Source organism: Marinicella meishanensis (genome assembly GCF_019931145.1).
Classification (GTDB): Bacteria; Pseudomonadota; Gammaproteobacteria; order Xanthomonadales; family Marinicellaceae; genus Marinicella; species Marinicella meishanensis.
In genome coordinates, this window is record NZ_JAIOUV010000001.1 from 549,216 (window position 1) to 563,430 (window position 14,215).

The 14,215-nt window shown below is 47.3% G+C and carries 2 protein-coding genes; both read left to right on the forward strand.

What is annotated here, in order from left to right; genetic code table 11:
• Nucleotides 1-279 precede the first annotated feature (279 nt).
• The gene (locus K7G70_RS02425; protein ID WP_223787001.1) at nucleotides 280-13,005 is read left to right on the forward strand and encodes an RHS repeat-associated core domain-containing protein; all 12,726 of its coding nucleotides are present in this window, start codon (nucleotides 280-282) and stop codon (nucleotides 13,003-13,005) included.
• Nucleotides 12,992-13,474 (forward strand): DUF2947 family protein, encoded by a 483-nt coding sequence (locus K7G70_RS02430; protein WP_223787002.1) that lies wholly within the window; start codon nucleotides 12,992-12,994, stop codon nucleotides 13,472-13,474. The genes K7G70_RS02425 and K7G70_RS02430 overlap by 14 nt, the downstream gene beginning before the upstream one ends.
• Nucleotides 13,475-14,215: the final 741 nt, after the last annotated feature.

Consider the following 14,215-nt stretch of genomic DNA (forward strand, 5'->3'; position numbering starts at 1 on the left):
TGCGCCATTTTTGCCGCAAAAACATGCACAAAAGCTTGCATTGTCTGCCTGAATCGGTAGCATTGGGACCACATGACTGAGCCCGCCTTCTCACTTGGCACTGACCCAATCATGGCATGGAATCAGCATGGAAATAAAAAATCTCATTTTTTTTGACAAGGTCTGAAGCCGGATGGTGTTTTCTGTTATGAAGCCTTTGGTTTCGCAAGATTTGAGAAACACAAAAGCCAAAATACCACATTAAAAATAGTAAACAAGGAACCCTACATGGAGCACACAATGTCACACCGCACCGGATTGATTTATTCCCTCATCATCACATTGGTTTTCAGCACATTCATCACCCAGGCTGATGAAATCGTGGTCCCCGAAGCCATCAAAAGCCAAATCACCACCCAGGTGATGACCGAGTTGGGCTACCTGGATGCAGCGGAGGTCGAGTCCAGAATCCGCTTGTGGAAATTGGATCAGACCCAGCCCAGAGCGTCCGGCGAATTGACCGCCCAAGGTAACTGCAGTGGCAACTGCGAACAAACCGGCGGTGATGCCGCTTTGCCGATGCCGCGCAATGTCAAAATCAAAGGCAAACAAAACGAGGGCCAATTCACGCAAAACCTGATCATCAAATGGAAGCGCCCTGAGGCCTTGCCCGATGGTTCCAACCTGAAGCTCAAAAACTACCGCATCAGTTTGTCCAAAGACGGGCAAACCTTTGAGAAGTACAAAGTCAAAGCCAAATTCAAAAACAACGGCAAACCCAGAAAACACCAAAAACTCAAACTGCGCCGCATGGAAGCCGGCCAATACACCGTCCAAGTCAGGGCTGTTTACCAAACCACGGGTGACAACGAATCGGCTCAAAAAGCCGGGATTGGCCTGAAATCATCCAGTTCAGGCAGCATGTGGGCTGGGGGTGAAGGGGGCGTCATCGGCGGGCCAGACCCCACCACCGTGGCTGGCTTGGATCAGAACGGCGCTTTGTATGCCTGCATCATTGCCGATGGTTATGCCCAGGTCAATGGCCAAAAAGTCAAAGCCACTGACAACACCTACCTCAGTGACATCTATTTGGTGGATTGCATCGGTGGTGGCATGACCCAAGATGACATCGATGACCTCAATTTACTGACCGGCTTGAGCACCCTAAACATCACCAACAACCCGTCGGTCACCGACATCAATGGCCTGGGGCAATTGGTCTTGCTCGAATACCTGAACATCAGCCAGAATCCACAGCTTGACATCACGGCCCTGGAACAACAAAAAAATCATTTTGACAGCCTGGAAACCCTGGTCATGACCAACATGGCTTTGACTGCCATCCCGGAAGTGCCCGATGCCGTTGATTTCCTGGACCTGAGTCTGAACCAAATCACTGGCAACACCGGTGGCACCTTGCCGCCAGCGGTGATCAGCAATGCCTTTGACTCATTGATTTTGGATGACAACGAAGCGGCGGGTCAGCCCACCGTCAATGACGCCTTGCTCAGCTCTCTGTCTGATCGAGAAATCAAAACCATCAGTGCCCGCAACAGTGCCGCCACCGACATAGACCTGCTGTCCGGGGTCACCAATTTGCACAACCTGGACCTGTCTGGAGCGCCGCTGGCAGGCACCCAAAACATCGAGAACTTCACCGGTTTTTGTGCCTTGACCATCCAACAAAGTCAAATGACCAAGTTGAAACCGGCCCGACCCATCCAGTTCCTCAATTTGGCCAGTAACACCGAGCTGAAAAACATCCAGCCAACCACGGCCACTAGCTACCGCCCTTTGGAAACCAGTTTCCTCAACTCCGATCAAGTCGAGTGTCACAATTATTATGAGACCATCGACAACCAGGCCACACCCCTGACCGACATGACCGGCATCCAGGTCACCATGCCTGATGGTTCTGTGGCCAACGCCCCGGCATGCCCAATCATCAACCAAGCCGCCGAATTGACCGCCGCCACCCAATGCCGCCCCAACAGGGTGCAAGAACTGGCCGTCTATGAAGACATCCCCAGCGCCCGCCGCTACATCACCTGGCAACCCAACAGCAGCCATGACTACGACCGCTGGGGCGTCACCCACTACCTGATCCAAGCCCACAAAAATGGTGCCCTGATCGATCAACACACCCAGCTGTACGACGCCCAAGGCAACATCCCAACACATGTGCAAGAACACAGTCTGGAGGCTGATGAGTATTTTGTTCAGGCGTGTATTGGTGACAATTGTGGCTACAACAAAGTTGACTCAGCAGCATTTGACCAGGGCTTGAGGACACCCCACGATTTGAATCAACAATGGTCGGTCAATAACGAGTATTTCAACATTTCATTTGATTATGAGTTACCGCCAAATGTGAATGCCTATCCAGATTACTTTGAAGTTTTGTCATCATTTCCGCAAGCGGATGGTTCATATTTGGTGGCCACTGTTCTGTTCAATCAATCCCCTTGGATAACGATTGACCTTGCTCGCAACAATGTGATGGGAACGGCATTCAAAGTTCGGGCTTGTAGTGACGACATGGGCTGTTCTCACTATGAATCCATCATCATTGAAGAGCCCGTGATAGCAGATCCAACCATAGCCCATGTGCAAAACGTCACCGCGACCACCAATGGCGTCGATGAAATCATTCTGAATTGGGATTTTGGCAGTGCTTCAGCTGCTGACATTGAATTGGTTGAATACATCAAGATCACTGAAAAGCAACCCAAAAGCATTGAATCGTGGGACATTTCCGATGGGCACCCCCCCACCCAAGGCAGTTTGTTGACTTTCAACACACACAAAATCGATGGCACTTTGAAGCTCAGTCGATTTGCCTGGGGATATTATGATTACACCTTGGAGTCATGTCGCAAAGTATCAGGAGAAGAAGTTTGCTCAAGTATTCAAGCCTCCCCGCCAAATGCAGCCAATGGTCACTCATTGTTGTTGGCCAGAACTGACATCAATGCAAACAGCTTGCCAGCTCCCATACAATTAGAATCCACGGCGGAAACTGAGTGCTTGGATCACAGGGGGTGTCCTCCAGGTCAGTTGAGCCAATCCTCTCAGCTCAAATGGCAATTGGATCCCACATCAGCCAAACCCGACTACTTTCTGGTCGAATCAGTGGCTGGCTCTTATGGACAGAATGTACCCACATGTCAATCGAATGATGTTGAATTACAAAAAATCGGAGAGGAAGTGCAATGGCAAACCGTCACCCGCACATACCAAGAGTTCAAGGTTGATGCCAGCAGTTTGGATGAGGATAATGCCAGTAAGTGGACTTCTTTGGGTGCATGTGACTCCTTGTTTTTTGAGGGGTACGACTCAACCCATACTTCAACCCTGGGAAGGTTTGAAGTCAAAGCCTGTATCAATGGCGTGGGCTGTGGTGAAGCAGAATCCATTCAATGTGACATGTGTGAAACGGAAGAACCAGACTCAGGAACCACATTCACCCCAATCCCACAAGGCCCAGGCGCTTTGAGCCCAGGCGCGTTCTGGCATCCCGGTTTGGGCGGCACCGGTTGGCACTTTTTTTGGGTCAATGGCCTCAGCCAAACAGCCAAAGATGGCCGATACGGAAAAGCTTATGACTTGGTGGGCTACTGGTTTTCTTTCCGCTATTTGAAAGAGGAAAAAATTTGGACGCCTGCATGGTATGAAGCCCGTTTGAGCCAAAAAGTTGAAGGCAGCAACAGTGTTTATTATCAAGGCAACCTCTATTTTCACCAAAAACAAGGCGCAGTGATCAATGAAATTGACACCGGTAATGTCCAGTTGGAGTTAGGCAATGATAACAAGCATGCCACATTGGTGTTGGATTTGGATTACAGCCATGGCCTGTTTTCTGATGAGGGGACCTCAGAAAATGTCTGGCCTTATGAACGCGACACGCTAAACCCATCCATGCTGAGGCTTGAAATCAATGACCTTGCCCTTGATATGTTGGATACGGATCGATTCAGTCCACACAATGACAATGACCATTATTCAGGTTTGTGGCAGTATGGTGAAAACCCTGCAGAACCCATTTCCAGTGCAGAAGTGAGTCTCTTGTCTTGGATTCAAGGCGGTCTGGAAAATGAATTGTTTGCTTTTTTTGATCAAGCCGGCAATCCCATTTGGGCTTATTCTCAGTCCTGTCCGCAGGATGAAATTGAGGAAGATTCTGCTTGTAATCAACATTTTGATCATGAGGATGTCAACCCTCCGATCAACCCGTCACCCATTCCACCAGCCACCTATTTTGATCAGTTTGAGCCCGAAAGCTTTTCCCAAACCAGCACCCTATTTACCTTTAAACAGGGCTTCAACCCCCTGATCCAACCCCATAATGAGTGGATTTTTGAGGTACAAAGAGAATACGTGGGCCAATTTGGTCGAGCTTTTGAGTTTGATTTCATACAGGATGAGGAAAACTACATTGATCCCCATCAACGGGCCAATGCCTGGGTCAAAATTCATACCAATTTGGCCACCAGCACCCCGCTTGGTAGTTATACCAGGCTCATCAAAACCGTTGATGAGCAAGGTAACAACTCACTGTATGGTTCTGATGAAAACTCCATGATTGATCTGAACAAACGGGCCAACCTACATGGCATCTTTTATGACATTGTCTACGTAGATGACATTTCAGTTGATACTTGTGATGAAAATTCCGTAGGGCCATGTGATGTGTTGTTGACTTGGTACACCAGTGATGAATTCTTGAACTTGAAGCCCAAAGTGCAATTGGATGCCGTTGACCCAGCCAATTCAACCAATGGTATGGTAGACCTCATTCATTTGATCAATTCCGATGACATTTATTGTGGAGGAGCAGTGCCTTCGGATATGGCTTATGAACAAACCTTAGAGTGTCATTTCAAAACACCTGGAACCTACAGTTTCGAATTGCACAAGCCACAATACGAGTCTACCGAAGAGACTGAGATCATCGCGCAATACAAACCTTTAACAGTCATCGGTTGTCAAATCCCGGGCGATTGTGATCGAGAACAAATCCAAACACCTGACCCTCAATTTGCCACATTGAATGCCGAGCTGGCTGGTACCTATCCCGGCGAAATGACTCATGAACCAGGTTCTGGCCCATTACCCGGGTCAGGCGGTGTATCTGGCGGCGCAGCCACTTATGAATTGCCCTTGACCATACCGCCGGGTCGCAATGGCATGCAACCTGCTTTGTCGATCAACTATTCATCCAAGGGCGGCAATGGCTTGATGGGCATTGGTTGGTCAGTTTCAGCAGGCTCAGCCATTTACCGCTGTGGAAAAACCATTGCCCAAGATGGCCAATTCCATGCCGTGGATTTTTCCAACAAAGACCGCTTGTGTTTGGATGGACAACGCCTGGTATTGGTCAGACAAAACGGCAATCCATACATCGACATTGGAGATACCAGCTCCGACAACGCCTACTGGTCATCAACCGCAGAATACCGCACAGAGATGGACTCATTTGCTCGGATCACGCCAGAGGGGGCCAATGGATTTAAAGTGAAAACCAAATCAGGCCGCACCAATACCTACGAACAACATGGCAGTCAACAAAGCAGCTGGCAGTTGGTGAAGGAACAAGACCCATACAACAACTCCATCATTTACAGCTACCAAGAATTTGGCTCCCATGAATGGTTGTTGACTGAGATTCATTACACGGGCGAGGGTGATACCCTGGGCAACCGACGTGTCGAATTTGTCACCGGTGATCGATCAGTCAACGGCACCAGTGCCTATTCAAATGGATACCGAGCGGGCGAATTCAGTGAAAGCACCCGCAAACTGGACCAAATCCGCACCTGGGTGGACACTTCATTGGTGCGCACCTATGATTTGAATTACGACGTGTCAATTGCCAGTCAGGAAATCCTGTTAAACAGTGTGACCGAATCGGTGGTGGGTGCCAACCCACGCACTTTATTCGAAGCCACCTGGTCCAATGATGACTGGGTGACCAACGGGTCCGCTTTGAGCTATCAAGACCTGATGGAAGGGATTAAACTGGAAATTGAAATTACCCCAACACCCGAAAACCTCACCAATCTGGAACTCAGTCTGGATTTCAATGGCGATGGCATCAAGGACCTGACATATGGACCCAAAAACCCCAAACAGTCTCCAGCATCTGGGCTGGTGTTTATTGACGCTTTAGGACAAGTCAGAAAGGCATTTCATAACATCGACAACGCCGATTTCAAATATGCCAATAAGTTTGGAGCAGGCGACATCAACAGCGACGGGGTCAATGACTTGATCACCATGGAAATGGACTATGAGGCCCAGACCTTCCAGTTTTTCTTTCATCAACTCAAAAACGATCAAGACGTGATGAATGGATCGTCCAATTCATTTTTTGATTATTTCATATCGAACCCAATCAATCTCACTTTGGATAATGGCTTGTTTGATACCGATGGAAACGGCGTTGTGAATCTTGATGATGATTTTGATTGGGGCATCTATGACTTGAGCAAAATGAAAGTCGATCCATTGGCCTCTGAGTATTACATCCGCGACTATGACCAGGACGGCAAAGACGATTTGCTGATTCTTGTGCAGTTGCGGACTGATCCCGCAGGCAACCCAATGAGTCGAGGTGATCGATGGAATGTCAAAAACAAACTGATTTACTTCAAAAACACCTCAAACTGGACTGTAGATACAGGTGGTGGTGAAAACCCCAACAGTTTAAGCCCTGTATTCAACTTCAACCTCAGTTTTGCAGACCCAGAAGAGTTGATCGGTGATATGGAACCGAAATTTGAACGCGAAGATGAGCCTGGTGGCATCCGCACCCATGTGTACGACAAAATTGAGTTCATCGAAGACTTCAATGGCGATGGCATGTTGGATGTCCATGTCAAGCGCATCAGTAACTTTGGCCTGCCCAGCAGTGACCCCAATGCACCGATGATCCCAGAAGTGGCCAATGAGCGCGTTTACTTCACCACAGAATTGACCAACCCACCCACGCCACCGGTGGCCAAATCATTCATCGAAATGGGCCTGAGTAATTTCATGTGCTGGAAAAAAGGTGCTTTGCAGGCCACACCATGTCAAGCAGCCAGTGACCCCAGCAGTTCGGCTTTCGGACCAAATAGTTTCAACTTTCAAGACGTCAACGGCGATGGATTGAAAGACCTGCTGTATTTTGATCGCGGTATCCGTGGTGAAGTCCAAGATGTACTTACCATTGATGACGATGTCATCAGAACCTGGAAAGTGCGGCTGAATCAGGGTGCCCCCATCGATACCAGCGACAATGAGTTTGTGGGTAATTTGTTTGAAAGTTCATCCATCGATTCTGCTTTGGCCACCCCCGGAGTGGGCAACAGCGGGACCTACGATTCATACTTCTTGCCACAAGGCAATGTGTGTTCCACTTTGGATTCTTATACCAATCATCCCGAGTACAAAAAACTGGCCCGCTTGTGTAATCCGGTGTTCCGTTCCGGGGTGAAACAAGGTGACATCAATTTCGATGGGGTGGCGGATTTGTTGTATCCAGACCACGATCAATTGCTGTTCAACCGCTGTATGACCATCCCCAGTTCATCAAACCGCTCGCCCAGCAATGAAATGTGTGACGTCGATGACGACACTTGTATCCAGGCCACTGACCGCTTGATGCTCAATGCCCTGGAGCACAGTGCCTTACACCCCTTTGTCAATAATCGGAACATAGAATTGATTGTGACCAACCAAAGTTGGTTCTTTGGAACCGGCGGTGCCAGTTGTTTGGCCGGGTCATGTGTCAACCCACCCGATGTTCAACCAGAATTCAGCGCGTCGCCTTCCTATGGGGACACTTCAGGCAATTTGATGTGCTCAAAAGTATCCAACGGCCTCACTGAAGTCGACATGTATGACGAAGCCGGTGGTTATAATGCCTTGTGGGATCGGGGTGTGTATGGTTACTCGGCGTTGACTTTCCGCTTAAAAAACAGCAATGAATTGGTCGTTGAGGAAACCGACAAAACCGAATTTTACAGCACCCTGTTTTGGGGTGGGCCCGGTGATTTGACCGGTGATGGTGTGACCGACTTCCACAGCCCCATGGGGTGTATGCGAGAACCAGAAGGGGTTGAGTTGATTGGTTGTGACAACAGCATACTGGACACCACTGTGTTGGGCCCCAACAGCCAATTCGGCTATTCAGAAGCCCAATTGGAAGGTCCTGATGGTTTATCAATCCAAATCAAAGACACCAACCCCATGGCCGACATGGTCACAGCCATCACCAAGCCCAACACCGGGCAGCAGTTTGAGTGGATTTATACACCGATCTCAGCAGACTTGCCAGGGCGAGATGACTTTCCCTTGTACACAACCTCAGAGCGGGCCGATGGTTGTGACAGCAACCCTGGCACCTGTGGTGACGGTTACATTGATGGTAATTTGGAAGCCATCCAATCTTACTTTTATTTCAACTCTTCCATGTATGTGGTGGCAGAAATGCGCCAATCCACGGGTTTGGTTGAAGGTGGCTTGTTCTCTGAATCATACGCAGTAACTGACAGCACACACTACAGTTATGAAGATGCAGTCTACAACAACGAAGGCCGAGGCTTCCAAGGCTTCCGCAAGATTTCGGTCTTGACCGAACCCAATCACAGCAGAGAACTGGGTCTGAGCACCGGCTTGGGCCAAACTCTCAGTGTGTCCACCTTCCACCAGCTGTTTCCTCGAGCGGGTAAACTCGACACGGTCAAGTCTTACCAATACTTCAGTGACCAAGATCGGCCCTTGATCCAAACCACCAAATACAACTGGTCGCAGGATAATGAGAGCAATTGGATCAATCACGGGGTGTATCACTACCCCATGCGCTTACAAATCACCCGGAGTTTTGCAGAAAATCAATACGATGAAGTCAATGGCTTATTGAGTGCCCTGCAGGAAAAACGAAATTACTGTCAGGTAGGAGTCGACAGCATCGACGATTACGGCAACATTTTGTGTGCCCAAGAAACCACCACCCAATACACCCAAGTGGTGCATCATGAGACTGGTATTAACGGGATTCAAACCACTGTCAACGAGGTGGAAACCCGCAACAACTACAACAACGATGAATCGACCTGGTGGGTCGATAAACTCATCGACAGTCAAGTGGTATTGAAAAAAACCTCAGACACCGGTGATTTGGCTGACGGCGTTTATGACAGCAAAACCACCACCACGGTGTTCAATTGGTTGGCTGACCGCAAGCTGCAGTGTCAGTACACCTTGGGACAAGGTTTGTTGGCCAGTAACTATCAAAACTGTGGCGCCGCTTTGGACCGAGATGATGTGGTGAAAAACAGTTTCTTTTACGATAACCATGGCCGCATCACTGAGTTGATCCAATCTGGTTGGAACCCCACCACCGATGATCCCACGAATGTCAGTCACCGCGTCACCCAGACCGAATACGATGTGACCCACCACGATGGCTATTTCCCCACCAAAATCAAACAACTCATCGATGGTTTGGAGCTGGCCAGTCAGATGACCTATGATCCGAAAACCGGTCAAGTGCTGACCAGCACCGATGCCAATGGTGTGGTCACCAGCAATGAGTATGACGTGTTTGGTTTGTTGAAAAAACAAACCACCACTGATGCCGGTGGTAGTCAGCTGGACATTCCGGCTCAAACCCGTTGGAAAAACTGCTACAGCAGGGATGTGAATGGTGATCCGATCAGGCACTGCAGCACCCAAGAAAGTTTGCTGAACGGTCTCATGACCAATATCCAGAATCAAAATGTGCCCAACCCATTCAACGTCTATGACAGCAATGGTTATTTCTATACGACTTTCTACACAGAGAATGGCCCAACCCATTACAGGTATCGGGTGCCCAAATTGATGTACCAGACCCAAACCTTCAAGAAAGGGGCTCCCATGGTCACCACCTGGTTGGATCAGAATGGCCAAGCGGTGTTAACCCAAACCCATCATGCCGCTGGCTTTCCAAGCAGCATCGGTGGCAGCACCTACGTGTTGAACCTGGTCAACCCATTGGGTCAAACCGAACTGACCACCCATCCATTCACTGTGGATGGCAGTCAGTTCAGTGAGCTGTATTTCACCTTCAACAACCACACCGAGCGTGGTCAGTTGACCGAACGTTTGATGCGGGTCGGTGATGTGGACAGTTCTGGCGATGCCAACTGCTGGCGCTACACCAGTTATGAAACCTTCCGTGGTCAAACCGATGTCAGCGCTCAAGTTCAGGGCAATTGCGCCAATCAAGCAGATCACACCAACCACACCCTGCTGGACATGCACCGCAGTTACGATGCCAATGGACAACTGCGCCAAACCGTGGATGCCAATAACCACACCACCAGCTATTGGTATGATGCCGCCGGAAATCCAAGGGTGATCAGGGATGCCGATGACAACGACATTGTCACCACATTTGACTCACTGGGTCGCAAAAATCAGGTCGTCGACCCCAACATGGGCACCAAAACATTCCAGTACAATGCATTTGGTGAAGTGATTGTTGAACAAGATTTACTACAAGCTGCCGACGGCGTGGCCAATCACATGTATTACGATGATTTGGGACGCTTGCGCCAACAGTATTGGAATGTTCCCAACAGTCTGGTACCCAGTGAAGGCACATTGGCTTATGTCGACAGTTTCCTTTATGAGACTTTGCAGGACGGCAGCACCTGTGGCAGCTTGTTGGCCTTGTGTGGGCAAACCAGGGCTTCTTCACGGGCCGAAGGCAACAGTTTCACCTTGGATCAAACCAAGTCATACCTTTATGACTCGTTTGGTCGCCTGGTGGAACAGCGGGCGGAATTGACCCAACCCATAGATCAATCCATCACGCCATTGACCATGGCTGATCCGGTGTACACCGTGAAGCATGACTACCATCAGACTTATAACCTGATCAATCAAACCAGCTATCACCGTTCAGGGCTGATCCAAGATGACCCGGATGCACCCTTCTATGCAGTGGTCAATGACTACACCGTGTTTGGTGACTTGTACAGACAAACGCGCAATCCGACCACGGAATCTTTGATGGAAATTATTGAGTTCGATGCTTGGGGCCGCAATGAGCTGCAGGTTCTGGGCGGTGGCGTGGTCAGTGAGTTTGCTTACCATGAAAGTACTGGAGCCGTGCAACAAATTGATCACCACAGTGGTCATCAAAACTTTGATTATGCCTATGACGCTTGGGGCAACATCAAGCGCCAGTCATTGAGCAAACAGACACAGCACATCAGCACCGAGTACTTCAATTACGACAAACTGCAACGATTGGATGACTCATATATCATGGATGGTTTTGCTCAAATCGATGCGGTTAACTATGAATACAGCACCAATGGTTTGGGCAATTTGACGGTGAAGTCGGATTATTCATTGGATCAGAGGTATCACGATGCCACGGTAAATGCCGGACCCAATGCCATTTATGCATCACTGGGGACTGCCAATGGTGACATCTATCATGAATACGACCTCAAAGGAAATCGCATTCATGACTATTTGGGAGTCGTTGGCGGCACACCCATAGCCACCTATGAATTTGATGCCAATAATTTGATGACGTTTGCCTTGAAATCCAACAATGGCATCGACAATGAAGTGCATTACCGCTATGGCCTGGACAATGCCCGTTACTTCAAATACGAGTTTTCCAAAGACGCCAACGATGCCGAAGACAAAGAAGAGTTGACTTTGTATGGCATGCCTGAATTTGAAGAACTGATTGACCTCAAAACCCTGTTCAACCGACAACTGAAATTACAAATTGGCGGTCACTTGTCAGTCACTTTGCGCACTGGCATCAACCAATTCGAGCACCATTACCTGCTCAAAGACCGCCTGGGCTCAACCACCTTGATTTTTGACAACCATCCCCAAGGCGGCGTGGTGGCAGAAAAGAGTTATGACGCATTTGGTAAACCCAGAAATGGCGGCGACTGGCTCCCCATGAACGACCCGGCGTTGGATTTTGATCAGGATGACAGTTATGCCATCGACATCACCAAACGTGGGTTCACTGGGCATGAACACGTGGATTCTTTCGAGCTGATACATATGAATGGCCGAATGTATGATTTTAATAATGGCAGGTTTATGAGCGTTGATCCATTCATACAAGGTACTACGTCTCAGGCGATTAATCCTTACTCATATATTCAGAATAATCCTTTGAGTGGGGTGGATCCGACTGGGTATTTGAAGAAATGTGTGGGTGCAGATTGTCCTTGGGATGATGGTGTGCCAGGAGGTCCCTTGCCAGGCTCTAGAGAATGGTGGTTGAAAAGGGTTTCATTGGATAATGGGGAAACTGGTACTGATTCAAATTCAAAGGAAAATGGTGATAATTCTGAATTAGGCAAATTCAAGAGCGGTGTCGAAGGAGACTTTAAAGATCCAGAGTTTTTGAAACAACAATTTAAAAAACATAATACACTAGGTTATAAATTCGGTGTATTTTTCTCAGGATTTGGAGAAATTATCGACAACCCTAAAGAGCACCTGGTTGATGGTACTGGTGCAGAAGCAGCAAGACAAATTGATGTTGCGACCAATGGGCTTGTGAATGGTGAGATGGTTGTTGGTCTGGCTGGAGTTGTTGATATCGTGACGGGACTAATTGAAGGAGGGAAAGAGTTGATTCAAGGGCATTACAAAGAAGCTGCTATGGCAGTTATTGTTGCTGTTGTTGAAAACAAGTCTAAAACTTTGAAAACCATCTATCCAGGAACAAAAGAGTGGGACGAAGCTGTTCAAGCTATTGCTAGTCAAGGAAAATCAAAATCGAATTATAGAGTTCCAACTGCTACTGACGCCAAGAAACTTTTACAAGAGTCAAGAGGCAATATGGATCGAAGAAAGGAATATACAGCAAGAAAGGATCGATATAATAAAGGATATGAAGCTCATAATGATCAAAATGTTGAAGAATTAGCTGTAGGAAATGATTTGCAACATATAAAATGGAAAGACGGCCGATCCTCAGGACATATTTTTTATAATGACCCGAATTAATTATGAATCCTCTCTAAAAGTATCAGAGACTGATTTTAAGGAATATTTTGATGATAATTTGATTTGTGAGAAAGTATTTCTTTTGTCTGAAAAAGAGGCAGATAAAGTATGGACATTAATGATAGGATCTGAGAAAGATCACTTTTTTGAGTTGGGTGGTGAGAGCTGGATTAATAAAGGTTCTTTTAAGTTTATTGGTGAATGGATTGATGAATATAATTCTGAGAGGTATGATTCTGTTTCAAAGAAATTAAAAAAATCTGTGTGTTGGTTCGATAGAAGTAAGGTTTTCTTCATCCTTTCAAGAAGTCTCATTTTTTATACGGATTGGAAGGTATTCTGGAAAGAATGGGATCAATTCTTAACAATTGAAGATGATGCTCCAATTATTATGTCTGAATCTGTTCCTGGGCAAGCTATAATGTTTTATTCTCGCGGTGATATGGTATTAATTGAACAAAGAAACTAAAGAAACTAAAGAATTAATACTAAGGGACATATATAAAAAAAAACTAAGAAAAAACTAAAGGACAGGCACTCACCAAAAAGGCCAGCTTGCGGAATCGAGCTGGTCTTTACTATCAAATGAATCGAATATTGTGTAGCTGGAGCCAGAAAATGTCGGTTCAGTGAGTTGTTCCATGAATTTGGATGGTATTGACAGATTTGAAACGAAAGCGAGAAGTACTAAGGGACAGGCACCCAACAGAAAGACCAGCTTGAAAAATCGAGCTGGTTTTTTTATCTATTTGAACCTGAATTACTGGACCTAAATCTTGATTTCTTTAGGTAAGAGTGGGATTGGTCGAATTTGGCTGGATTGACCAGAATTAAGTTGAGCTTGTCGGTGGCAGACAGAATCTGCAAGTGTGGGATTGATGGAAAGGAACTACTCCAGAGCCGGTTTTAGCCTGAGTCCCAACTACTAAAGGACACACACATCTTAGAAAAGCCAGCTTGAGAAATTGAGCTGGTTTTTTCATATATTTGAAGCGGATTTTCTGGATCTGGAACCTGAATTCTTCAGTTAATAGAGGTATCGGTCGGTACTTAGGGACAGGCACTCACCAAAAAGACCAGCTTGAGAAATTGAGCTGGTTTTTTTATCTATTTGAACCTGAATTACTGGATCTGAAACTTGATTTCTTTAGGTAAGAGTGGGATTGGTCGAATTTGGCTGGATTGACCAGAATTAAGTTGAGCTTGTCGG